The 24,628-nt window shown below is 38.2% G+C and carries 26 protein-coding genes and 2 pseudogenes; 16 read left to right on the plus strand and 12 right to left on the minus strand.

What is annotated here, in order from left to right; genetic code table 11:
* Positions 1–7 precede the first annotated feature (7 nt).
* A complete protein-coding gene (gene rimK, locus SKA34_RS07910; RefSeq protein ID WP_232284257.1) occupies positions 8–859 on the plus strand; it encodes a 30S ribosomal protein S6--L-glutamate ligase in 852 nt (283 codons plus the stop codon).
* Between the two features lie 73 nt (positions 860–932).
* Here rimK and SKA34_RS07915 read toward each other — a convergent pair whose 3' ends face one another.
* Together SKA34_RS07915 and SKA34_RS07920 are read right to left on the minus strand one after the other, a co-directional pair.
* Complete coding sequence (locus SKA34_RS07915) at positions 933–2,462, minus strand: phospholipase D family protein (protein ID WP_006644989.1); 1,530 nt, start codon at positions 2,460–2,462, stop codon at positions 933–935.
* Positions 2,463–2,679: 217 nt separating this feature from the next.
* Positions 2,680–3,702, minus strand: a complete 1,023-nt coding sequence (locus SKA34_RS07920) for a hypothetical protein (RefSeq protein WP_006644990.1) — start codon at positions 3,700–3,702, stop codon at positions 2,680–2,682.
* Positions 3,703–4,151: 449 nt separating this feature from the next.
* Here SKA34_RS07920 and SKA34_RS07925 point away from each other — a divergent pair, with 449 nt between their 5' ends.
* From SKA34_RS07925 to ansB, 3 genes are all read left to right on the plus strand, one after another.
* Positions 4,152–4,598, plus strand: a complete 447-nt coding sequence (locus SKA34_RS07925; protein ID WP_232284244.1) for a hypothetical protein — start codon at positions 4,152–4,154, stop codon at positions 4,596–4,598.
* 57 nt (positions 4,599–4,655) lie between these two features.
* Complete coding sequence (locus tag SKA34_RS07930; protein WP_006644992.1) at positions 4,656–4,907, plus strand: hypothetical protein; 252 nt, start codon at positions 4,656–4,658, stop codon at positions 4,905–4,907.
* A gap of 215 nt (positions 4,908–5,122) precedes the next feature.
* Positions 5,123–6,190: an L-asparaginase 2 gene (ansB, locus tag SKA34_RS07935; protein WP_006644993.1), complete on the plus strand. Its 1,068-nt coding sequence runs from the start codon at positions 5,123–5,125 to the stop codon at positions 6,188–6,190.
* A gap of 98 nt (positions 6,191–6,288) precedes the next feature.
* Here the strand turns inward: ansB and SKA34_RS07940 are convergent, their stop codons facing one another.
* Positions 6,289–7,068, minus strand: coding sequence for a thioredoxin domain-containing protein (locus tag SKA34_RS07940; protein ID WP_006644994.1), 780 nt, complete (start codon positions 7,066–7,068; stop codon positions 6,289–6,291).
* Positions 7,069–7,323: 255 nt separating this feature from the next.
* Here SKA34_RS07940 and aphA point away from each other — a divergent pair, with 255 nt between their 5' ends.
* Positions 7,324–8,043, plus strand: coding sequence for an acid phosphatase AphA (aphA, locus tag SKA34_RS07945; RefSeq protein ID WP_006644995.1), 720 nt, complete (start codon positions 7,324–7,326; stop codon positions 8,041–8,043).
* A 42-nt stretch (positions 8,044–8,085) separates the two neighbouring features.
* On the opposite strand, the gene SKA34_RS07950 is transcribed toward aphA, so the two are convergent.
* Positions 8,086–8,418, minus strand: coding sequence for a DUF3392 domain-containing protein (locus SKA34_RS07950; RefSeq protein ID WP_006644996.1), 333 nt, complete (start codon positions 8,416–8,418; stop codon positions 8,086–8,088).
* 258 nt (positions 8,419–8,676) lie between these two features.
* Here SKA34_RS07950 and arfB point away from each other — a divergent pair, with 258 nt between their 5' ends.
* The 3 genes from arfB (at position 8,677) to SKA34_RS07965 (ending at position 10,648) form a co-directional block, all read left to right on the plus strand.
* The gene (gene arfB / locus SKA34_RS07955) at positions 8,677–9,090 is read left to right on the plus strand and encodes an alternative ribosome rescue aminoacyl-tRNA hydrolase ArfB (protein ID WP_006644997.1); all 414 of its coding nucleotides are present in this window, start codon (positions 8,677–8,679) and stop codon (positions 9,088–9,090) included.
* A 130-nt stretch (positions 9,091–9,220) separates the two neighbouring features.
* Complete coding sequence (locus SKA34_RS07960) at positions 9,221–9,670, plus strand: hypothetical protein (protein ID WP_006644998.1); 450 nt, start codon at positions 9,221–9,223, stop codon at positions 9,668–9,670.
* A gap of 90 nt (positions 9,671–9,760) precedes the next feature.
* Positions 9,761–10,648 carry an aspartoacylase gene (locus SKA34_RS07965; RefSeq protein WP_006644999.1) on the plus strand — a complete coding sequence of 296 codons (888 nt, stop codon included), beginning with the start codon at positions 9,761–9,763 and terminating at the stop codon, positions 10,646–10,648.
* Between the two features lie 86 nt (positions 10,649–10,734).
* On the opposite strand, the gene SKA34_RS07970 is transcribed toward SKA34_RS07965, so the two are convergent.
* The 4 genes from SKA34_RS07970 to SKA34_RS07985 form a co-directional block, all read right to left on the minus strand.
* Positions 10,735–11,487, minus strand: a complete 753-nt coding sequence (locus SKA34_RS07970) for an ABC transporter ATP-binding protein (protein WP_006645000.1) — start codon at positions 11,485–11,487, stop codon at positions 10,735–10,737.
* A 1-nt stretch (position 11,488) separates the two neighbouring features.
* Positions 11,489–12,532 carry an iron ABC transporter permease gene (locus SKA34_RS07975; RefSeq protein ID WP_006645001.1) on the minus strand — a complete coding sequence of 348 codons (1,044 nt, stop codon included), beginning with the start codon at positions 12,530–12,532 and terminating at the stop codon, positions 11,489–11,491.
* On the minus strand, positions 12,529–13,680 hold the full coding sequence (locus tag SKA34_RS07980; protein WP_006645002.1) for an ABC transporter substrate-binding protein: 1,152 nt from the start codon (positions 13,678–13,680) through the stop codon (positions 12,529–12,531). Before SKA34_RS07980 ends, SKA34_RS07975 begins: the two co-directional genes overlap by 4 nt.
* 254 nt (positions 13,681–13,934) lie before the next feature.
* A complete protein-coding gene (locus tag SKA34_RS07985; protein WP_006645003.1) occupies positions 13,935–14,405 on the minus strand; it encodes a hypothetical protein in 471 nt (156 codons plus the stop codon).
* A 368-nt stretch (positions 14,406–14,773) separates the two neighbouring features.
* On the opposite strand from SKA34_RS07985, the gene SKA34_RS07990 reads away from it, so the two are divergent.
* Together SKA34_RS07990 and SKA34_RS07995 are read left to right on the plus strand one after the other, a co-directional pair.
* Complete coding sequence (locus SKA34_RS07990) at positions 14,774–15,373, plus strand: nuclease-related domain-containing protein (RefSeq protein WP_006645004.1); 600 nt, start codon at positions 14,774–14,776, stop codon at positions 15,371–15,373.
* Positions 15,374–15,636: 263 nt separating this feature from the next.
* Complete coding sequence (locus tag SKA34_RS07995; RefSeq protein ID WP_039860080.1) at positions 15,637–16,749, plus strand: NADH:flavin oxidoreductase; 1,113 nt, start codon at positions 15,637–15,639, stop codon at positions 16,747–16,749.
* A 232-nt stretch (positions 16,750–16,981) separates the two neighbouring features.
* Here the strand turns inward: SKA34_RS07995 and SKA34_RS23580 are convergent, their stop codons facing one another.
* Complete coding sequence (locus tag SKA34_RS23580) at positions 16,982–17,194, minus strand: EAL domain-containing protein (protein ID WP_369750674.1); 213 nt, start codon at positions 17,192–17,194, stop codon at positions 16,982–16,984.
* A gap of 653 nt (positions 17,195–17,847) precedes the next feature.
* On the opposite strand from SKA34_RS23580, the gene SKA34_RS08000 reads away from it, so the two are divergent.
* A complete protein-coding gene (locus SKA34_RS08000; protein ID WP_083784328.1) occupies positions 17,848–19,167 on the plus strand; it encodes an ISNCY family transposase in 1,320 nt (439 codons plus the stop codon).
* A 183-nt stretch (positions 19,168–19,350) separates the two neighbouring features.
* Positions 19,351–20,034, plus strand: a complete 684-nt coding sequence (locus SKA34_RS08005) for a leucine-rich repeat domain-containing protein (protein WP_006645008.1) — start codon at positions 19,351–19,353, stop codon at positions 20,032–20,034.
* A 131-nt stretch (positions 20,035–20,165) separates the two neighbouring features.
* On the opposite strand, the pseudogene SKA34_RS08010 reads toward SKA34_RS08005, so the two are convergent.
* The 3 genes and pseudogenes from SKA34_RS08010 to SKA34_RS08020 form a co-directional block, all read right to left on the minus strand.
* A pseudogene (locus SKA34_RS08010) lies at positions 20,166–21,706 on the minus strand (IS66 family transposase).
* A 59-nt stretch (positions 21,707–21,765) separates the two neighbouring features.
* The gene (tnpB, locus tag SKA34_RS08015; protein WP_006643801.1) at positions 21,766–22,119 is read right to left on the minus strand and encodes an IS66 family insertion sequence element accessory protein TnpB; all 354 of its coding nucleotides are present in this window, start codon (positions 22,117–22,119) and stop codon (positions 21,766–21,768) included.
* Positions 22,116–22,436, minus strand: a complete 321-nt coding sequence (locus SKA34_RS08020) for a hypothetical protein (protein WP_004998436.1) — start codon at positions 22,434–22,436, stop codon at positions 22,116–22,118. Before SKA34_RS08020 ends, tnpB (SKA34_RS08015) begins: the two co-directional genes overlap by 4 nt.
* A gap of 56 nt (positions 22,437–22,492) precedes the next feature.
* Between SKA34_RS08020 and SKA34_RS08025 the strand changes: the two genes are divergently transcribed.
* The 4 genes and pseudogenes from SKA34_RS08025 to tnpB (SKA34_RS23175) form a co-directional block, all read left to right on the plus strand.
* Positions 22,493–23,410 carry a substrate-binding domain-containing protein gene (locus tag SKA34_RS08025; protein WP_006645011.1) on the plus strand — a complete coding sequence of 306 codons (918 nt, stop codon included), beginning with the start codon at positions 22,493–22,495 and terminating at the stop codon, positions 23,408–23,410.
* 153 nt (positions 23,411–23,563) lie between these two features.
* A pseudogene (locus SKA34_RS08030) lies at positions 23,564–23,908 on the plus strand (GNAT family N-acetyltransferase); the annotation flags it as partial.
* An 81-nt stretch (positions 23,909–23,989) separates the two neighbouring features.
* Positions 23,990–24,310 (plus strand): hypothetical protein, encoded by a 321-nt coding sequence (locus tag SKA34_RS08035; RefSeq protein ID WP_004998436.1) that lies wholly within the window; start codon positions 23,990–23,992, stop codon positions 24,308–24,310.
* On the plus strand, positions 24,307–24,628 hold a 322-nt coding region (gene tnpB, locus SKA34_RS23175; RefSeq protein ID WP_006645013.1), incomplete at its 3' end, for an IS66 family insertion sequence element accessory protein TnpB. The genes SKA34_RS08035 and tnpB (SKA34_RS23175), both read left to right, overlap by 4 nt.

Consider the following 24,628-nt stretch of genomic DNA (forward strand, 5'->3'; position numbering starts at 1 on the left):
AGCTCGTTTGATTGAAGCCGCTGAACAACGTGGTCATGAAATTAAAGTGATTGATGCACTGCGTTGCTATATGAACATTAATTCTGAAAAGCCGCAGATTCACTTTAAAGGTGAAGATCTGGTGAACTTTGATGCCATCATTCCACGTATTGGCGCATCAGTAACGTTTTACGGCACTGCTGTTTTGCGTCAGTTTGAAATGATGGGTGTATACACCGTTAATGAATCAGTAGCGATCAGTCGTTCACGTGATAAGTTACGCTCAATGCAGTTGCTATCACGTAAGTGTATTGGTATGCCTGTGACAGGCTTTGCAAGTAAGCCTGATGACGTTAAAGATTTACTTGATATGGTTGGCGGTGCGCCAGTTGTTATCAAGTTACTAGAAGGCACACAAGGTATTGGTGTTGTGCTTGCTGAAACACGTAAAGCGGCTGAAAGTGTTATTGAAGCCTTTATGGGTTTGAAAGCAAACATTATGGTGCAAGAATACATCAAAGAAGCCGGCGGTGCTGATATCCGTTGTTTCGTTATTGGTGATAAAGTGATTGCAGCAATGAAACGTCAAGGTGCTGAAGGTGAGTTCCGCTCAAACCTTCACCGTGGTGGTAGTGCGGCACTGGTTAAGATTACACCTGAAGAACGTAAAACAGCGGTTGCGGCTGCCAAAATCATGGGCTTAGGTGTTGCGGGTGTTGACCTTTTACGTTCAGAGCGTGGTCCACTTGTTATGGAAGTTAACTCTTCACCTGGTCTTGAAGGCATTGAGAAATCGACAGGTAAAGATATTGCTGGCATGATTATCGAATACATCGAAAAAAATGCAGTGAAGAAATCTTCGCTTCGCAATAAAGGTTAATTGAAAAATTAAGCATAAAAAGGCGCTCATTGAGCGCCTTTTTCGTCGCTATTGTATTTCTCTATGGGCAGACTTATAACTGTTTTTCAATCGGTAAGATACCTGCCGCCCAAGCGCCCATCTTCAGCCAAATACTGCTGTCTGGCTCTGATGAGTACTGCTTGCCCGTTATATCATCATTCCATACGATGTCGCCGTTTTCGTCTAATGAAAGACGGTAAGCATCTTTAGCTAGGGAGTTACTGATCGTGTTATAAACTTCACCTGAAAATTCTGGTGAATCAACAATCACACCTAACTCTGTATTTAAGTATGCAGAGCGTGGATCAAAGTTAAATGAGCCGACGAAAATTTTAGATTTATCAAGAATAAAGGTTTTCGCGTGCAAACTTGTACGAGAGCGACTTAGCCATTTATGTTTTGTTTTATGGCCCGGTTCTACTTTTACTTCGTATAGCTTAACACCACCTTCTAGCATAATTTTACGGTATTTGGCATACCAGCCATGTACAGCGAAAACGTCATTAGAAGCTAATGAATTGGTTACAATAGCAATGTTTTTACCGTTCTGTGCCGCTTTGGCAAGCAATTTTGCCCCTTCTTCTGTTGGGACAAAATACGGTGAAACCAAGAAGAAATCATGCTCTGCTTTTGCAATCATCTCCGATAGCTTATGTAACAATAAATCATCTTTATTATTCGCAATTTTATACGGAGTATCGTAAAGCAGTTCTGCATCCGTCCAGTATAGCGGTAATGTTTCATTTATTAGCTGCTGTACCATCGGGTGGCTCTTCAATGAACTCGCATAGTCTGATGACATGTACTTTAACTGGGCATCTTTCCATTGTGCCAGTTGCTCTTTCGTTGGTTCATGTGCAGATGAGACTAAGGCTTCAATCGGTGTCGCTGGTTTACTGTTCCAGTACTCATCAAATTGACGTGCGAATTGTGGGATCACTTTACCTAGCATAATAAGGTCGAAGTCACCGAATTCTACATCACTATTGGCAGAGAAATACTCGTCGCCGATATTACGTCCACCAGTAATGGCAAACACACCATCTGCGATAATGGCTTTATTGTGCATACGGCGATTTAAGCGATCAAAGTCAGTTAAGAAACTTAATGGCTTAATACTACGGTTTGAAAATGGGTTAAATAAGCGTACTTCGACATTAGGATGATCAGAAAGGCTTGCGAGTGCTTGATCGTCACGATTTTGCATATCATCAAGTAATAAGCGAACACGTACACCACGCTCAGCAGCTTGGTATAAATACCATGTCAGCAATCCACTTGTTGCATCATCACGGTAAATATAGTACTGAACATCCAATGTTTTTTGTGCATGTTCAATAATAGCTAAACGTGCAAGTAACGCCGCTTGACCGTCACCAAGAGGGTAGAAGCCTGTTTTATTAGGATGAAGGCTGGTATAAGGCAGGGAGCTTTGGTACAAGCGAGTGTTGAAATTATCAACATTCGAATAGCTTGCTTGCTTTACTGTTGATAACGGTTGAGCACAACCAACAAGTATTAGAATACTTGTTGCGATAATAATACGAGATAAAAGTTTCTTATAATCTTTAATACGAATCATGGCTAGGGCATAGAAAATAAATGTGACTGGATTCTACAGAGGAATAATTGGGTAAGCTGTAATTAAAAATACATTATGTGATCATTTTCTGCTTTTAGAAAACTAACTTATAAGAAGTGTAACAAAGTAAGAATCTATTATTATCTTGAGTCAAAAAAAGCCCGAAATAATTGAAAATTTCGGGCTAGTATTTTGGTTAATCTATTACAGTGATACGTTAACTAGTCGCGGTTGTAAGTCCATGCCATTGGTAATGATTGTTAGGTTTTTTACTCACAATACCTTCATTCAGTAATTGTTTGAAAATATCATTAACTTCATCGGTTGAGATATTTAAAAACTTACTCACTGCACGCTTACTGCAATTCACTTTATTATGGCTAAGTGCGTCAATTGCTTGTTCATAAGGTGTTTTAGGCAGTTCAGGTTCGATAATAATTTCTTCTGGTTCTTGCTCTTGCTCATGTACATTAACTTCTGATGTTCCAACCGTTGAAGGGTCAAAATGCTCTAGCAGTTTAGGTTGTTCAAATTCATTGTATCCTGCCATTTCTAACATTTTGTTATGACGGTACTGATGACGGAAACGATTTTCTTCACCGATTAACCCGACAAAGAATGCAGCGAAAAAATCTAATAATACTGAAAGAAATACCACTAAACCTAATTGTGCAGCTTGAGGGGTTACATGTAACGTTTCTGCAAGGCTATCAATCAACCCTAAAACTGAGCCTTGGCTAACGACAGGGATACTATCACGCTCCATTGCTAGCTTTTGTTGTTGATTACGTAATTCATCATTTTGTTTTTGAATACGTGCAACACCAGAGGCAATACGTTCCATCTGAATGTATTTTTCAGCAGCAACATTATTCAAGTCAATTTGTTTTTCAATTGCTTCAATTTGCATGTTGAATGCATTTATTTTGCTTTTTTGAACGTTAACTTCACTTTGCGCTTTATTCGTTGCGCTGTTAATACCGCCAATAGAGCCACCAATCGAAATTGCGGCAAGGACGGCATAAAAGGTAAAAGCAGATAGAGTGCCAGTATAGTTACGACGTGCTTTACGTTCCCCAACTTCATACCATGCGAAGAATTTACCTAGTTCGAAAATAACCGCCAATCCACCAAAGAGAAACTTCATTAATGGGTCATCATCAATGGAAAGGAATAATAGCAGCGAGAAGATGATAGAGGCGAGAATAGCTGCACCTGTGAAACTATAAACTGTCCACATCGCAAAAAATCCTTTCGGATAACGAATGTGACTTTTCTGATCGTAAAGCATAAATTAAGTCTGAGTAATGAGCGTTTGCTCGCTTGTCGTTATTAACGCCAAGCAAAAAAAGGGTCTATAGAATACCTTAAAATTGTTCCCATCCCTTATAAAACCTAGCGTGTTGTGTTTTTTCGATGAAAATTTACACACCGCTTTCATTGCTGTTTAAAATGCCACCAGCGAGTGATTATAAACTAATCATAATCGGAGGTTAAATAAGATTGTTGTGCAGAAGGGGGAAATATTTAACATGATGTGTAGTGGTAATTTATAGCTAAATCTGTGAATCTTTATCAATTATCTATGTAAAGTAATTAATACGAAATGAGATGAATTGTCATTATACTGACAAAATTATATAGCATTATTTGAATAATACGATCAATAAAGTAACCACAGGTAGTTTTGTGAAATATCAACCTCAATCGAATGTGATGGGAAGTATCGATCAACAGGTTAGGGATAACACAACACCAATTTATTATACTGAAAGAGAACGCGTTATGTATGAGCGCTTAGGGCAGTCCTACGCGTGGTACAAAATTATGGACGATGAATTATCGCTCATAGAGCAAAAGTGTCTAAGTGCTTTTTATGATACTTGGCCTCAATTAGAAAAGTTTGGTTTTCAAAATTATAAAGAAATTGTTAGTAATAAAGTACATGTGATGTTTGAAATTCAACGTATTAAAACCAAATACCCAGCGGCAGCTCAACAACAATATTTATTAGATAAATTACTGATAAAAAGAGACTTATTGTACCCTGAATGGTTAAGGGCCAAAAAGTCTTTAGAGTATATAGAATCTGAAAAAGCCTATTTACGTGCAGTTAAAGATATCGCTCATAATTAATTATGTAAAAAGCTGACCTATACTTATTGTTAATTTAACGGTTAAGGAGGGTCAGTAATGTTCTTTACAAGTGAGCATAAAATGACAAATGAAGAGCAATTTTTCATTAGGTCGGAGTATATGGGGCGTAATTTACCATCTAATTTACAATTACATCTTTCTTTAATTTATGTCGATAATCAAACGTTTCAATGTGTTTGGGAAGCAGAATCCATAGAGATGATTGAACATTATGTCGATGCTCAATTAGCAGATTGTTGTCAGAGCCACTATTTTGAAATTGATCCATTCTCGGCTATTGGTGCCTAAAAATTTGTTATTAATATAATTAATATGTTGTTTTGATGTGATTAATTGAAATATTACGTCTTACTAATGTTAATGCTTGTATTGGGTTATTCCTTTGTGTGATGAATATCGAATTATCATTTATATGAATGGTGATTCTGTGCGCAAAAATGTTTTCTATTAATAACTACTCTCATCCTATAAATATTTTGTAATAAATGTCGAGAGAAGTATTAATGAAAAAGAATTTAATTTGCTTAGGTATCTTGGTTGCTGGTTTAAGTTTTCAATCATCCTCTTTTGCTCAAGGCACAGAACTACCGAATATTAAGATATTAGCAACGGGAGGAACAATAGCCGGTGCAGGTCAATCAGCAACGGGCAGTGCGTATACTTCAGGACAAGTCGGTATTGATGCCCTTATTAATGCTGTACCTGAAATGGCAAAAATTGCAGATATTAGTGGTGAGCAAGTTGCTAATATTGGTTCGCAAGACATGAACGATAAGGTATGGCTGACGTTAGCTAAACGTGTCAATGAACTCTTGGCGAAAGATGATGTTGACGGTATTGTTATTACACATGGTACTGACACCATGGAAGAGACAGCATACTTCTTAAACTTAACAGTGAAAAGTGATAAGCCTGTTGTATTAGTAGGGGCAATGCGACCATCAACCGCTATGAGTGCAGATGGACCTGTTAACTTATACAACGCTGTGATCACCGCAGCTGACACTGACTCAAAAGGTCGTGGTGTTTTAATGGCTATGAATGATGTGATTTTGGATGCGAGAGATGTCACTAAGACCAATACGACAGCTGTTGATACATTTAAATCACCTAATTTTGGTGAGTTAGGCTATATCCATAATGGCGATGCTGTGTATCAACGCAGCCCTGAGCGTCATAATACGAAAGATTCTAAGTTTGATATATCGGAAGTGAAAGCCTTACCTAAAGTTGGGATCGTTTATAATTATTCTAACGCTTCAGACTTACCAGTGAAGGCGCTGATCGATGCAAAATTTGATGGTATCGTGAGTGCTGGTGTAGGCAATGGTAATATCTATAAAGGTATTTTCGAACAACTCGCCAAAGCAAGTAAAGACGGGATTATGGTCGTTCGTAGTTCTCGTGTGCCTACTGGCGCGACAACACTTGCAGCAGAGATCGATGACAGTAAATATGGTTTTGTTGCATCCGGAACCTTAAACCCCCAAAAAGCCCGTATTTTATTGATGCTCTCTTTAACGCAAACAAAGAATTATCGTGATGTACAAAAGATGTTTCAGTATTACTAAGTAACTCTTCTTAGATCGAGTTTCGCGTATACATAGTTTTGTATAGTAACAAGCCAGTCTTCCTGACTGGCTTGTTACTCGCTTAATAACGTACTGAATTATTTAGCGTTGCTCTTTACTTCCGCAATGGCGTCTTTAAGCCCCTTAGGATCGTAACCATTAATAATGTGAACATTGTCTGTGGTTACATTATCTGTTGGCATAACAATTAATGCAGGCGTACCTTGAAAACCTAATTGACTAAATAGTTGGAAGTTGCCTTCAAAACTATTGTTCGCATCAAACTTACTGATATCAATTCCCAACTTAGTTGCAACATCATTAATATCTTGTTTTGTTAATTTGCCTTCATCTTTACCTGAGGCAAATACGGCATTATGGTATTTACTGTAAAGGTCACTGCCTTTATGGGCAAAAATCCAGTTACCCATATCTGCCGCATATTTTGATGCTTCCCAACGTGACGCAAAGATTGGCGTTTCTTTGAAAATGAATTTCACATCAGGGTTTTCAGTTTCAAGTTGTTTCACGATAGGTGAAATTTTTGAGCAGAACATGCATTGGTAATCAAAAAACTCAATAACATTTACCTTGGCATCTTTAGGGCCAACATATGGTGTTTTAGCATCTTTAATAAGTTGGTCAGCATAAGTTACAACAGTTTGCTTCGCTGATTGTACCTGCTTTTCCATCTGTTGTTTTTGCAGTGTTTCTGATGCTTTTACTAAAACTTCAGGGTGCTCGATAATATATTGGCTTGCAATCTTTTCAATTTGCGCTTTTTGCTCAGGGCTAAAGTCTTTATTATTTACTGCTGTTGTATCATTACAGCCAGCTAATAGTGCTGTCACCATAAGCGGTAGAATAAGTTTTTTCATTTTATCTCTATACGTTAGATAGCGTATTTACAATCAACGATTAAATGATAAAAAGTATGAATGTAACCTGAATCAAATTGTTAAATGTTTATTTTCATAAAAGACTCAATAGTAGAAAGTGATGGTTAATTAAAATGTTATTTAAAATTTAGATCTTATTTTCCATTTTTCGAGAAATGTCATTGTGATATTTTGCGCATAATTATGAATGCTTTTGTTATAAATTATTCATAACGAATGAACAGAGATCTTATTATGAAGAATAAATTCACATTATTAGCCGTTAGCTCATTATTTGCTTTATCGACAATTTCTACAGCGGCTTTTGCGGACCCTAAAGTACCAGCAACTGATCCTGGTTACAGTTCGATCCAAATAATGGAAATGGGACAACCAAAAGATGTCAATTGGATCTCAGTTAAGCAAATAGCTGAAAAATTAAAAGGTAAGCCGCCAATGGCTGTCGGCTTTGACATTGATGACACGGTATTATTCAGTACGCCGGGTTTCTATCGTGGTAAGCAGGAATTTTCTCCAAATAGTTTTTCATATCTACATGAGCAGAAGTTCTGGGATAAGATGAATTGTGAGTGGGAAAAATTCAGTTTACCGAAGCAAATAGGGAAAGAGTTGATTGCTATGCACCAAAAACGTGGCGATCAAATTTACTTTATTACAGGCCGTACAGCGTCAAAATGCGAAATTACCACGCAATATTTAAAAGATGTGTTTGGCATCAAAAATATGCATAAGGTGATATTTGCAGGCTCAAGTAAAACAAAATTTAATAAAACACCTTACATAAAAGAAAATAATATTAAGTTATATTATGGTGATTCTGACGGTGATATTATTTCAGCTCGACAGGCTGGAGCTGAAGGTATTCGTATTATGCGTGCTGCCAACTCAAGTAACCGGCCAATTGCTAAAAATGGCGTATACGGTGAAGAAGTCGTGACTAATTCACAATACTAGTTGTTAATCAATAATAAAAAAACGACCGTTATGGTCGTTTTTTTATATATGTTTATTTCGTTGTGCCCAGCAGCCAATAAAGATAAAAAATATGCTTATGATACAAACTAACAAATAATTAGGGATATTTAACAGTTCACGATATACCCAAGGTGATAGATTGATAATTAAAAAGCCATAACCAAAGGCATTAACAAAAATAAATACAACAGTTCTAATAATAAAATTATAATGAGATAAATGCCTACGTAAAAACCGATTAAAATCCCCACCGAAAACAACCAATGAACAAGCGACAATCGCGGTTGAAATATCATCTAACCAAGGACGAATATCGTGTCCTAAATCAGATAAAAGACGAATAATTAGATCCATTTCAGTATACTGTTCCTGCTAAATAATAACGTTTGAGGTTAATTGTGTTGATGGTAAAAAACTAGTGTAGTAGCAAAAACTTGCCAAGAAGATCACGGCATACATAAATATACTTAACTAGCCTCGATTTACAGTATTTAGAGCCCTTGTCGCGGCTTTGTGTACAAAGAAGACATAATGAGTGATTTCCATATTGCCATATAACGATTTAACGCTCTCTATGGTAAAATTGACTTAAGAAATGCAGAGAGTAAATACATGTTAGTTATTTCAAATTCAGTCCAACTTGCCGATTGGGAAGTAGAGCTTACCGCTATCCGAGCTCAGGGTGCTGGTGGTCAGAACGTCAACAAAGTTTCGAGCGCAATCCATTTGCGGTTTGATATCAATCGTTCATCATTACCAGGCTTTTACAAAGAACGCCTTTTAAAACTATCAGATAGTCGTATTACAAAAGATGGTGTCATTGTTATTAAAAGCCAGCAACATCGCACTCAAGAGATGAACCGTGATGAAGCGTTAGCACGATTAAAAACGCTTATTCAAAGTGTAATGACAACGCAGAAAGCACGTAAAGCGACACGTCCTACTAAAAACTCACAGGTACGTCGTGTCGATAAGAAAACCCAACGAGGGAAAACGAAAAATCTCAGAGGCAAAGTGAATTTTTAATCAATATTTATGTGACCTTTACAGCATAAGTTGCTGTAAAGAAGTGACATTATGATACGTAACCGAATATCTTTGCTATCAATAGCTGTGTGAATTCTTTATTGCATTTATTTATGATTGGGTGGCAGGGATGTTCGAGAAAAAAACACTTCAACTTTTACAATTGTTTTATCGTGAAACAGAACGTGTACGTTTATTCACTTTAGATGATCTCCCTCCATTAGCTGTTGATCAGCAACAACAAATGAATCTATGGTTAGAAACCAAACGCAATTTTGAACGCAATGAAATTGTGGAACAGGTATGGATAAAAACCTGTAGTGCAGGGTACATAACAGAGTTAAGGCTTCATGATGACGGTACTATTGATGAATACACGCTATTTAATCGTCTACACACCACAGGTTATTGGGAGCTAGTAGATGGAGCGATCGAAATAGAAATAAAAAAAGCGGAGAGTACCTACCGTTTTGCTGTATTTGCTAACCGTCACGCGAATATCCATTCTGCCATCGAGTACAAAAATGGCGAGCTGCATTCGTATCTTAAATTAGCGCAAACACGACCTATTAAATTCTAATCTATAGCTTTTTGGTTGATAAAATAGACTGGTATCGATGTATATTATCAGTACACTGATAAAAAGGTTTGGATATAAGGAAGGTCAAGGATGAGTAAGATAAATAAAGTTGCAGTTGTTGGTGGTACTCACGGTAATGAATTTAGTGGTATTTACTTACTCAAAAAGTGGCAAAGTGATCCCCTGCAATTGGCGCGTGAGAGTTTTTCTGTCGACACTGTATTTGCTAACCCAAAAGCATACGGTGAAAATAAGCGGTATGTTGATCATGATTTGAATCGTCAATTTGGTATTGATGATCTTGCGAATAATGAGCTGACAAGTTATGAACAGACTCGTGCCAAAGCAATTAATCAGCAAATTGGACCAAAAGGAAAGGCAAATAGTGATTTTATTATCGATCTGCATAATACAACCAGTAATATGGGACCTTCGTTAATCTTACTTCAGTCTGATCTATTTAATCGTCAGTTAGGGGCTTATGTTAAGTCAAAAATGCCAAAAGCAGTGGTGGTATTTGAAGATCATACCTCTGTTGATGAGCATTTATTTCTTTGCTCAATTGCCAAGCAAGGTGTGATCGTTGAAATAGGGCCGCAACCACAATCGGTTATCCGTCAAGATGTATTAGATTGGATGGAAGCGATGACAAAACATATTTTGGATTTTGTTCATTTAAATAACACTAATGAAGTGCCTGAACTGCCAGCTAGTTATGACGCTTACTGTTATGAAGAAACCCTCAAATTACCAGTCGATGAACAGGGGGAGCGAATTGGCATGGTTCATCAATCTGTTCAAGATAATGACTTCGAACCACTGCGCTCAGGGGATCCTATTTTCACCTTGTTCGATGGTACAGAAATTTTCTGGGAAGGGGACTATGAAGCGTACCCTCACTTTATTAATGAAGCCGCTTATTATGATAACAATCTGGCGATGTCATTAGGCAAGAAAATTGTGGTATCAACAAACTAGTACTTAGCCCATTCAAAAGTTATCAAATACTTGCCCGTAACAGACGCGTATTGTTCTGCTACGGGTTTTTTAGTTGTTACTATTATTTAATGCGTTGTTTTCATGACTACAATAGGGTTGTGATCAACCATAATGATATGCGAATCAACATTAAATACCGCAGAGATAAGTTCACTCGTTACTGTTGTTTTAGGCGCGCCATAATCAAATAATTTGCCGTTATGTAGCACGGCTATATTGTCGGCATATTGAAGCGCTAAGTTAAGATCGTGGATCACCATAATTACACATGCTCCTGTGCGTTTAGTATAGGCGCGAACAAAATTGAGTAATCGTAATTGATTTTGCATATCAAGTGCTGAAGTTGGCTCATCTAACAGCAATACTTTAGGGGCGTTTATTAACGCTTGGGCAAGTCCTACCATTTGGCTTTCACCACCAGAGAGTGCAAAACATTGTTTATTGGCGAGATGTAAAATCCCCATATCTTTTAGTAAAAATAACCCTTGCTCTGCACTTTCTTTTTTAGCAATCAAAGACGTTGAGTGAATGTTCATTGTAGTGATCAATAACTCAAGTACCGTGACGTTTGCGTGGATACGATGTTCTTGCGGTAAATAGCCAATATCTTTTAACGATAGCGGTTGTTTAAGGTATCGAATTTGTTCGGGGTGTTGTTTAAGCAAGGCTGTCATTTGGCGTAAAAGCGTTGATTTACCTGCACCGTTTTTCCCTATCAAGGCTACCATTTCGCCGTTGTGGATAGTAGGCAATGTTAAGTTATTTAAAACCGACTGTTTGCCAAATGTTACAGTAACATTGTTGATATCAAGGCTCATGCTAGCGTCCCCCTTTTTTAATCACAAGAAAGATAAAGAAAGGGATCCCAACAATAGACATTACAACAGTGAGAGGTAAGATAATCCCAGGCATAATTGCTTTACTTGCAATCGACGCTAACTCTAATAATACCGCTCCAACCAAGAATGATGCAGGCAAGAAGAAGCGTTGATCTTCACCTAAAACCATACGTGCAATATGCGGTGCAACTAGACCTACAAACCCGACTGCGCCAACAAATGAAACCGAGATAGAAGTAATAATTGAAACTAACACCAAGGTCTTCATACGCAGACGCTTGACATTAATTCCCATCGATTCAGCACGTTCTTGTCCCATTTTTAATGAAGATAATCGCCAAGCATCTTTTATCATAATGATTAATACAATGGGTAACAAAATCAGTAAGAAAACAATTTTTTCCCAGCTACCGCGATCCAGTGACCCCATTTGCCAGAAGACTAAAGTTTGCAACTGAGTTTCGCTGGCAATGTATTGCATCATGATTAGCAAACTATCGTATGCAAACATAACGGCAACACCAAATAACATCACACCTTCAATTGAAATACGCTTTATCGAGGAAATCCCAGCGATCAATAATGTCGTTAATAAACACATAATGAACGCCATTACAGCTATTTGATATTGTGCAGGGATAAAGGGCAGAGCAATTACATTAGTGATAACTAAAGACGCCCCGAATCCAGCCGCTGCTGAAACACCAAAGGTATAAGGGTCGGCTAATGGGTTATGCAATGTTGTTTGCATTTGTGCGCCAGCCAAGGCTAATGCTCCCCCAATAAAAGGGGCCATGAGTGACATTGGCATTCGTATATCCCACACAATGACTCGACTGGCGATAGCACTTTGGCTTGGTGAAAAAATCGCTTGGATCACTTGTGAAAAAGAGAGACCTTGTGAGCCAATTAGAACATCAATAATGACAAATAACACACTTAAAATGGCAAGGCTTATCAGTGCGATTCTTTTATTACGAGAACGAATATGATGAGCTCTCAATTCGACTGTAATACTGTTCACTGACTCATTGCCTTAAAGTTATTTTGACCAAACTGACCACTTAGATGACGATTGCCAAACTTAAGGTTCATCTCTTCAAATGTCTTTTCTGGTTGTAGCTTTGAAAAAAGTGAAGGGTGTAACCATTTTGCAAAATATTCAATCGCCACTAAGTTATAAGGCGAGTTGTAAAATGGCATATAAATCGAATAAACATTCTTTTGTTGGTAAGCCGTGAGTGCTTGTAGCCATGGTCGATTCATCAAACCGGTTGTCGCTTTTTTAATTGCTGCGTGGTTAGGTGAATAACCCAGTGGAATCCCACTTGTTGCCTGACCATCATTGGTGATCCAACCGGTCGTTTGCATAATATAAACATTAGGCTGTGAGGTAATGACAGTCTCTGGTGACATCTGCCCAGTTTCAGAACCATCAAGTGGCGCTATCGCAATATTTTCAGCCTTAAGCATTGGGATGTAAGCGCCCATATTACCATTAGCGAAAGTACGGCAGCATGAATCACTGTAACCCGCAGCTCGTTCAATAAACACTCGCGGAGTAGGTGTGTTTGGATGCTGTTCAAGTGTATCTTTTATCGCATTCAAGTGATTTGTATAGTATTTGGCGAATGCATTGCCTTGCTTTGAACGGTTAACAGCATCAGCGATAACCTGCACTGATTTCACGGTGTTTTTTAGTGGCTTTTCACGGAAATCGACTGTTAATACTTTAATTCCAGCATCATTGAGTTTTTTCAATAAGCCTTTATCTTGTGCCAATTTAATATTTGATAGGTCAACGATAAAAAGATCGGGCTTTGGTTTTAGGTTAATAAAACGTTCAACATCAAATTCACCAGATTTAATGAGACCAATAGTCGGAACATTTTTTAGTGAGGGGTATTGCTTAATATAGCTAGCATACATGCTAGGCGCTGATACTCGCATATCATCTCTTGCTGCAACAAGGTGTTTTGCTGCCTCTTTCTGATAAATAATTTCTAGCAATGGAAAAATACGACTGGTTGAAAGTGCAATGTTTTGAGGTTGATGATCAAAAGTAACATGTCTGCCCGCTACATCAGTCACTGTTATGGGATAGGTGCTTGCTAAAGCGATATTAGAAACTGTTAAACCAACAGTAAGAGAAAGCAATGTTTTAATCGGCATTTTCAAAATGGCTATCCTTAAATTTTTTCGAAATAATAATGATAATAATTATCGTTATAAATATGTTTTTTTGAGAGATAAGGATCCATTAGTGAAGGGTAATGAGATTCATTACCATGTTTTTCTGTGTTAGTTTTAGATTATTTACTAGGGAGAATGGCCGTTAAACGAATAGGAGAGAAAGGATCCAAGAAAGCGATTATTTGACAGTCACTAAATAGTACTTGGATCTCATATTATTATTAAGACACTGATTACAAAGCGTCTACCGCTGCACTAAAACCATCAGCTGATAAGTTAAAACCTGCGATATCAACGTAGTTTTTAGTTTGAAATAGGTCGAAAACTTGTGACATTTGCTCACCATTGTTGCTGGCATAAGCATAGGCAGTACAAGTCTTATTGGTTGGGTCGAAGCTGGTAGATACACGTAATAAGGTTTGTTTAGCAACATTGTAATTACTCAGTGCTGAAACATATTTCCAACTCTTACATACACTTTGGCTAGTAAGCATGTGATCGATAAAGTCGATACGTGTAAGTTGATGTGAGTCATTGCTAAAGTGAAATACATAGGTTTGATTGCCAAAATCAGTATGAGTGATCAACTCATTTTTTGACGGGACAGCTTCATAAGTATTATGTTGAGTGGTATCAGCAAAAGCATTAGAAATACTAAAAACAGAAAAAATAAGTGCAACAAGTGAGGTAGAACGCTTAAACACTAATATAACTCCACGAACTAGATTTTAATTAAAGCCTAATAACATGCCTGTTAAGCATTCATAATGCAAATGTTTTCCTATGGGATATCGGTATAATTAAATTCCATGTGTAATAATAGAAGTAAAATTTAAACGATACTCAAATAGTTGTATTTCATGATGTGTATAAAAGCTATATATGTAACGTCATGTGTATCTTTCAATATAATTTCATGTGTATTAAAACGTTACATTTTTGATCTTTAAAAACAGTAAATATACTGCCATATTTTTGACTTAGTATTTTATCTCTAAAAACGTTAATTTATTTACTTAAATAATGTTGGACAGAGGTGTAATCGTTCTTACTGGAATGGATAACCTAATTCATGGATATGACATCAATAATATTTAATGCTCTACAGCCTTTATGTTGGATTATTCCGGTTATTTTGATCCTATTTTTCATAACATCACCGTGGTTTAAAGGTCGTGCCGGTGAATTAATTGTTCATTATCGTTTAAAGCTTTTGTCAGCAAAACATTACAAAGTATTGACTAATGTAACGTTACCCAATGAAAATGGTGCAACTCAAATTGCACATCTTGTGGTTTCTCAATGCGGTATTTTTGTGGTGGAAACGATAAATATTAAAGGGTGGATTTTTGGTGGAGCAGATCAGCCAATATGGCAACAAGCATCGTTTAATCACTCATCAGTCTTTAAGAACCCATTACATCAAAATGAAAAACATATTAAGACACTTCAATATTTATTAGGTGTTGATGAAACGGTATTTCATTCAGCTGTTGTTTTTGTCGGTGATTGTACTTTTAAAACCGAGATGCCTGATAATGTAGTCAAATCAGTCAGTGCAATGATACGTTATATTAACACGTTTAAGACACCACTATTTACAGAGCAGCAGTTGCTGCAATGGGTTGCCAGTATTGAAGGGGCATCATTTGGCCCAGACCTTTGCAATTAACAGTTAAGTAAAGGCAATACTTTGCTCTTCGTATCGAGAATATTTGGCTATATTGCGTTTTTAAGCCAAATAATTACTTTTACGTGCTACAGAACTGCCTTTAACTTAATCCAGATTAAAGTTTTCACCTTTCTTTATCAGTAATATCCTCATCATCTGTTCAAAGTTGACAGATATTAGAAAAAAGAACCTTTACCCTAATTGTGTTCTTTTTTGTTCTTCAATCTGATGATAAATCATATAAAGATGTAAGAGGCTTCACCTTGAGTAATTTGTTTTCTACAACTCACATTGGTTCTATGACGTTAAAAAACCGCTTTGTACGCAGTGCAACGTGGGAAAATATGGCGACAGAAGAAGGTCATATGACAGATAAGCTTTATGCTATCTATGAAGAGCTTGCCAAGGGTGAGGTTGGCTTAATTGTAACGGGTTATGCCAATATCGTAGAAGAAGAAAAGCCGAATGCTGGCATGATGGGGATGTATAACGATTCTTTTATTAAAGAATACAAAAGGCTAACAGAGCTTGTACATCAATATGATTCAAAAATTGTCATGCAGTTAGCCTATGGTGGTACGAAAACAATGTATAACCTTGGCGAACGCGTTATTTTTGCACCAAGTGCAGTGTGTGAAAAAAGTACCCAAACATTGGGTAAATCAATGACACAAGAAGAAATTGATTACATCGTTAATGCATTTGCACAAGCAAGCTTACGTGCTCAAAAATCAGGTTTTGACGGTGTAGAAATTCACGCGGCGCACACTTATTTGATTAATCAGTTTTTAAGCCCTTACTACAACCAACGTGAAGATCAGTACGGCGGCAGCCTTGAAAATCGTATGCGTTTCTTAATTGAAATTTACGATGCGATCAGAGAGTTAGTAGGTAAAGATTTCCCGATATTAGTGAAATTAACCGCAACTGAGTTTTTTGAAGGCGGGTTAACCTTTGAAGAAACACGTGTTATTTGTAAAAAACTGGAAGAGATTGGTGTTGATGCCATTATCATCTCAGGCAATATTCACGGTAAAGCCGATACTATGGTTGGTGAAGTGCATGATGGCCATGAGATTCAAGCTGAAGGTTACTTTAGCGAATATGGTCGTGTGATAAGTGAAGATGTTAATGTGCCAATCATGACTGTAGGCGGTTTAAGCGATATTTGCGCGATTGAAGATCTTGCTGAAAGCTCGAAAATTTCACTGTTCGCTTTATCACGTCCATTGTTAACTGAGCCTCAATTAGTCAAGCGTTGGAAAGAGGGGGATCGTATCAGTGCTGAATGTGAAAGATGCTCAAAATGTCGAACTCGTCGCGGTAATTTTTGTGTGACCTCTAAAACGCGAAAAGCTGAGATTGCAGCATTGTAATTTTTAAGTAGTCATAAAAAGAGTTAGTGCTTTAAAACACTAACTCTTTTTTATTTAGCGTGAGTAATAGCAAGTGAAGCGCTTTTTTCTTGCCACTGCTGATACCATTGATCAATGCTGTCATATAGCATTGGGGGAGATATAAAATACCCTTGTGCTTGTTGGTAGAGCATCTCCTGTAATTGCTTCCATAACGCTAGGTTTTCAACGCCCTCAGCAATTGCGATTAAATTCAGTCATTTAGTGAGCAATAAACATGATTACACAATGGCTTCTGCGGTAATGCTTGAATAAACCCAAGTTCAAGTTTAAGGGAATTAAACGTCAATGTTTCTAACTGTTTAAGTGACGAATAGCCAGTACCAAAATCATCAATGGGTAAAACAAACTCGTACATACTTAAGCGTGATGCTGACTCAATGCCTTCACCGACTGATTCAAATATATCTGACTCTTTTAGTTCAAAATATAACCATTAATTTAAGTCGTAATATTGTTCTTTTAATTTAAGTGTACAGTTGATGAAATGTGGTTAAGCCAATATTTTAGATGAAATATTTATCGCAATTTTTCGGATATGGAAATATGTTCCCTGTACCTAAAAGTGTAACGTTAATTTTAATAGTTAATATGTAGTTTATGTGGGTAAACTGAAAGAAAGCATGATTCTTATAGGTACTGTGTTTTCTTTGCTGATTAAGATCAGATAGAGTCGATATTGGTAAACTCATTTCTGCCCCTTTATGCGTTAGACCTTTTACTCATTCATATGGTATTAACGTGGTTTTGGATTAGTTTTATTAGGTTATTTTATCTATTAGTTAAGCGTCACTTTTGGTGCTCTCATTCGCAAACACGGCCCTAATTTAATACTTTGAAATCAGTAACATCATCAACAAAATTGCAACGTCTATTTTGTTGTTTTCTCGATGATTTTTATTATGTAAATGCATAATTTAACAAACTAACACATTGAGTTTCAATCATCATGTCAGCCCTACTTTAAAATGTCACATTCCTCCAACTTAGAAATGTCACATTAGGTGTATGATTCTTCCTATGGAAGAATCAGCCTACGGTGCTGGAATGTTACTCACGATGAGCACAAAAGAGCTTCAGAAACTCGAAACAATACAAAACGTTTGTGATAAGCGTATTAGACAAATTGATGCTTCTAAAATCCTGAACTTAAGCCGTAGGCATATTCAAAGATTGGTTAATCAATACCGACAGTTCGGGGCTAATGGTTTAATTTCAAAAAAGCGAACTAAGCCAAGTAATCGTCAATTCAATGCATCATTGAAAAAACAAGTTATTGATTTAATTCAGACTCATTACTTCGATTTTGGTCCTACGCTAGCCGCAGAAAAATTAGCTGAAATTCATGATATTAGACTCTCTACTGAAACCATCAGAAAATGGATGGTTTCGGTAAAACTTTGGAAACCAAAGGTTAAGAAAAGACGTAAGATTTATCAACCGAGAGCGAGAAGAGATTGTATAGGCGAACTTATTCAGCTTGATGGTTCCCCCCACGACTGGTTCGAAGGCCGAGCCGATAAATGTACATTGCTTGTTTTTATTGATGACGCAACAAGCGCCATCATGCATTTATATTTTTGTGATTCTGAGTCGACGTTTTCATATATGGCTGCGACTAAGCAGTATATACAACAGCATGGTAAGCCTGTCGCGCTCTACACGGATAAACACGGTGTTTTCCGTGTTAACCATGCTAGCAACGAAGACCGCAATAAACTGACTCAATATGGTCGCGCACTAAAAGAATTAAACATTGAGCTAATTTGTGCCAATACTCCACAAGCTAAAGGGCGCGTAGAACGCGCTAATTTAACGCTTCAAGACCGTCTAGTTAAAGAGATGAGGCTAGCAGGGATTAATGGGATAGAAGAAGCAAACGAGTGGTTATCAGGTTTTATAGATAACTATAACAGGCGCTTTGCTAAACCAGCTAAACGTCAATTGAATGTGCACAGACCTATCTACGAAACCCCGAAAGAGTTATACGATATTTTCTCCTGGCAAACTTCGCGAAAAGTAACTAAATCACTAACGCTACAGTATGACAAAGTCATGTATTTACTTGAAAAAAATTCAGAAAATGAAAACCTTGTGGGTAGAAATATCATGATACATGATTACCCTGACGGTCAAATAGATATTAAGCATTTAGGTCAATCATTAGGTTACAGTATTTTTGATAAATTGGAGCGAATAAATCAGGGAGAGATAGTTGAAAATAAGCGTTTAGACGCTGTTTTGAGATTAGCGATGGTAGAGCAAGAACGATTGGAATCAGAAGGTTTAAGAGAGCGTAGTCGTTCAGATACACCAAGACGACAAGAACAACGTAGACAGTCGCGAATAAATCCCGTGATGTATGACCAAGCGAAATAACAAATTTCTGTCACTTAGAAAAAGTGACATTTCTAACTTGGAGAACCGTGTGACATTTCTAAATGGTTGCAACAGAGTTTCAATCATCATATGCGTAATAGATAAATTAAGTTAAATACAGCTATTGCCCAAGTATTTAATGATATATGATCTGTGGATAATCATTACTTAAAGTGTTCACGAATGTTCAAATATCTATTTTTGATAACTTCTTTTTTGTTACTTGGCTGTCAGAATAATCTTGGAACTGAGGGATTAGAGTATGCAAAAAATCCTGATGGTTCTTATGATAAAACGATCATTGTTAATTATGTCGGTAAAGAGAAAAACGTAATTATTCCTGATTATGTGACGGAAATTGGATATGGGGCGTTTAGAGATTATGAATTAACCAGCGTATCTATCCCCAACTCAGTGACTGAAATTGGAGATTATGCGTTTGTGTATAATCAATTAACCAGCGTGACCATCCCTGATTCAGTGACGAAAATTGGAGTTTGGGCGTTTGCGGTTAATCAATTAACCAGCGTGACCATCCCTGATTCATTGACGAAAATTGAAGAAGGGGCGTTTAGAGGTAATGAATTAACCAGCGTGACCATCCCTGATTCAGTGACGGAAATTGGAGAAGGGGCGTTTTATAGTAATCAATTAACCAGCGTAACCATCCCCAACTCAGTGACGGAAATTGGAGATTATGCGTTTAGAGGTAATGAATTAACCAGCGTAACCATTCCTGATTCAGTGACGAAAATTAGAGGTTGGGCGTTTTCAGGTAATAAATTAACCAGCGTATCTATCCCCAACTCAGTGACGGAAATTGGAGATGGGGCATTTAATGATAGTGTCAAAATAGAACGACGTTAAGTTTTCACTCCCAGTACGCATAAATAGAATTACTGTTAAATGACCGCCCACAGTGGCGGTCTTTTTGTACCCTAAAGGTACTTTGTGAAGAAGTTACGTAAACGCCCCATGAACCCACGGGGCGATATTTGTTAGTGTTTGAGGTTCCAAGGTAGGAGTGCATCGATATCGGGCTCAGCTTTCGCGAGCTCTTTCATGCACTTGACCATGTAGTCGTAGAGGATAAGGCCGTTGGCTTTCGCAGTCTCGACGATGCTGTAAAGCATCGCACTCGCATCAGCACCATTTGGCGTGTTCGAGAACAACCAGTTCTTTCTGCCAATGACCAGCGGTTTAATTGCGCGTTCAGCGCGGTTATTGTCTATCGATAAGTGACCGTCATCGATATAGCGGATCACCTTCGGCCATTGGCCGAGCGTGTATTTTATCGCTTTACCCAGCGGGCTAGACGCTATCACTTGTTGAGATGTCATCCACTCGTACAACTCGTCCAGTATCGGTTTGCTATGCAGTTGACGTTCTGCTTTTCGTGTTTCGACAGTCGCACCTTTTAAGCGCGATTCTATCCCATAGAGCTTCTGGATTTTGGCCAGCGCTTTATCTGCTTTGCCTGACTTACCTTTACCTTGAAGCTTCTTAGCCTCCATGAACTTTCGCCGTGCATGTGCCATGCAGCCAACATTGGTGACGTGATAAAGACCATCATAGGCACCATAGCCATCGGTTTGTAGATAACCACTGTAATCCCCCAAGAAGGCAACAGGGCATGCCCTCGCGCGACTGTTTTGATAGTCGTACAAGGCAATATTCTTCACATTGGGGAGTGCGGCTTCTGGCGAGTCTGCGCCCGAGCAGTAGAGCCACATGTAACACTGTTTTTCTTCCTTGAGAACATTGAGTGGCGTTTCATCCGCCTGGACCACCACTTGTTGAAGTAGGTGCTCTTTTAGAGCGGCATAGAGTGGTTTGAACTTCTCACTAACTTGGATAACCCATCTGGCCATAGTGGTTCGTGATAGCTCGATTCCCGACTGGGTAAACAGCGACTCTTGGCGGTAAAGTGGCATCGCGTACTGGTATTTGCCAAGAATGATGTTGGCAAGCAAGCTTTCTGTGGCAAAGCTCTTCGGGATAATGCTTTGCGGTGCTGGCTTTTGAACGATGTGATTGCTGTCTTCAGTTTGCTCGCACTGGCGGCAAGCATATTTAGGGCGAACATATTCCAGCACTTTGAGTACGGCTGGCGAAAACTCCAGCTTTTCACTGCTGTCTTCACCGATTTTATGCAGGTCATGATTGCAGCATGCACACTGCTTTTCATGGTCGTCTAAATCAAGTTCGATAACTTCACGAGGTAAGGTCTTTGGAAGAGGCTTACGCTTACCGCGTTTCTTCGTTGTGGTTGTGGTGGTCGTCGTACCTCAACCTCTTCTTCCTTAGCGGCTTCACATTCCGCTTCGTTGAAGAGGTCACCTTGAGATCATCGTAGGCTTTACGCCTCCGAGCGTTTGCGACTGGCGGTCGAAGCCAGTTTGAGTTGCTCAAGCAGAGATTGACGCTCTTGTTTCCACTGAGATTCGCTGTGTTTTTGCAACGCCAACAACTCTTTCACCATCGCTTGTAGCTCGGCAACATCTTGGCTTTCTGGGTTGATATTTGGCGTCTTTTTCATGGCATTTATTATACTAAAGTCATGCCGTTAACGCTTGGTGGATATAGCTTTATTATCGATTAAGTCATTGTAAAATCGTTTATTTGAACGGGTTTATGGCCGATAATCGTGAAGCCAGAAAGCAGTCTATCAAGCTCGCATTGAGTCAGGGTAAACACGTCATTTTTCTCTTTTGACGGCCATTTATACTTGGCTTTTTCAAGGCGTTTATACCAAAGTGCAAAGCCTGTTTTATCCCAGTACAACACTTTGATTTTGTCGCGCTGTTTATTGGTAAACAGGAATAGTGCGCCGCTTCCCAAGGGTAAATCGGTGTCACTTTCGATAATCGCCGCGAGGCCATTGATGGACTTTCTAAAATCGACACTCTCACGATACAGATAAATATCTGGTGCACTTAGCATATGTTTCATGACAAGGCTCCAATGAGTTCTGCCAGGTAGGCAGCGGGCGTGCCTTGAGGAATACTCAGCTCAACGTCGTTGACAAAAAGTGTCATATTCGCGGTAGGTATTTGCGTCATATGGTAACGTGTTGTCTGCTCTACAACGTTTGCTTTGACGAAGCCGTTAGTCTGTGGTGTTTGAAGGTGTGTTAACTGTTGGCGTTTGGCATGAAACGTGGAAAGACTTAATCCGTGATGTTCACAAAAAGCACGTTGAGTGAGTTGGCTGGATTCATAGCACTCAAACAAAGTCTGCCATTCTTGATTGGTACGTCGTGTTGCCATTTTAAATCTCCTTTGGATTGGAGATTTGATCTTATTCTTCGAGTAAAGTGATTAGAATGCGGTGTTTATGGCACGCTTACGTTGCAACAGATAATCAAGACTTGTTAAAAAGAGCATTTAATCATTTAAAGGATAAAGGTATTGAAAATTTTGCTTTCTATGGTTTGGCTAATAATTGTGACAAACCATGGGCTAATGAAAGAGAATTAGCTTTTAAACAAGTTGTAGATAAGTTGGGCTACAAAAAGAATATTATTCAAGGTATTGAATCTTCAGTAATTAATTGGCAATACGATATGAATCGATTAGCTGATTGGTTACAAAGTTTGCCTGTTCCGACAGGTATTATCGCAGTGACAGATTCAAGAGCAAGGCATTTAATTCAAGCATGTGAACAAAATAATATACTTGTACCTGAACAAATTGCGATTGTTGGTATCGATAACGAAGAAGTGGTTCGTTTTCTAACTAAAATACCTTTAAGTTCGGTTGAACAGGGTTGCCTTGAAATGGGTTATCAAGCAGCCAAATTAATGCATGAATCTTTACTACAACCAGAGCTATTAAAAAAACGACTATCATTACCACGAATCGTAGTCCCTGCGAATAAAGTCCATGAAAGACAAAGTTCTGAATACGTATCCTTAAATGACCCATTTGTTATTCAAGCGATGCATTTTATTAAAAGGAATGCATGCACAGGAATTAAAGTTGAACAAGTCCTTGATCATATTGGTATTTCTCGTTCCAATTTAGATGCTCGTTTCCGAGAGGAAAGAGGTCATTCGATTCATCATGAAATCCATCAAGTAAAGTTGAAGTATGCTTGTGAATTATTATGTGACAACAATATTCCTATCCAATGTGTTGCGGATCGAAGTGGTTATCCATCGCTACAATATATGTATAGCGTATTCAAAAAAGATTTAGGCTATACACCGAAAGAGTTTAGAGTGAAAGAAAGTTGCTGTTAGCTTAGGAAAATAAGCACAAAAAGGACTTCTTTTCCGACATTTGTATTGGAATATTTGGTTACAAGTTTTGTATTTTATTTTTTTTATTTGGTGATACTTTCTCGTTGCGACCAAAACGCATAATATCGTCATCATCTTTTTAGGATTAAAGTAATGAAAAATGAGATCAAATTACGTGCATTAGAGCGCACAGATCTACGTTTTATTCACCAGCTAAACAACAACCGCACAATTATGGCGTACTGGTTTGAAGAGCCTTATGAGTCGTTTGCAGAACTTGAAGAGCTATATCGTAAGCACATCCATGATAGTACTGAGCGTCGCTTTATTGTTGAAAATGAAGATGAAGAGTCAATTGGTCTTGTTGAACTCGTTGAAATTAACAATATCCACCGTACAGCTGAATTTCAAATTATTATTGCGCCAGATTTTCAGGGTAATGGTTACGCGCGTACTTTAATTAATCGTGCACTAAACTATGCGTTTACGATTCTTAATCGTAAGCGTGCCATAAACACCGCATTCTAATCACTTTACTCGAAGAATAAGATCAAATCTCCAATCCAAAGGAGATTTAAAATGGCAACACGACGTACCAATCAAGAATGGCAGACTTTGTTTGAGTGCTATGAATCCAGCCAACTCACTCAACGTGCTTTTTGTGAACATCACGGATTAAGTCTTTCCACGTTTCATGCCAAACGCCAACAGTTAACACACCTTCAAACACCACAGACTAACGGCTTCGTCAAAGCAAACGTTGTAGAGCAGACAACACGTTACCATATGACGCAAATACCTACCGCGAATATGACACTTTTTGTCAACGACGTTGAGCTGAGTATTCCTCAAGGCACGCCCGCTGCCTACCTGGCAGAACTCATTGGAGCCTTGTCATGAAACATATGCTAAGTGCACCAGATATTTATCTGTATCGTGAGAGTGTCGATTTTAGAAAGTCCATCAATGGCCTCGCGGCGATTATCGAAAGTGACACCGATTTACCCTTGGGAAGCGGCGCACTATTCCTGTTTACCAATAAACAGCGCGACAAAATCAAAGTGTTGTACTGGGATAAAACAGGCTTTGCACTTTGGTATAAACGCCTTGAAAAAGCCAAGTATAAATGGCCGTCAAAAGAGAAAAATGACGTGTTTACCCTGACTCAATGCGAGCTTGATAGACTGCTTTCTGGCTTCTCGATTATCGGCCATAAAC

Origin of the sequence: Photobacterium sp. SKA34, assembly GCF_000153325.1 — a bacterium.
GTDB lineage: Bacteria > Pseudomonadota > Gammaproteobacteria > Enterobacterales > Vibrionaceae > Photobacterium.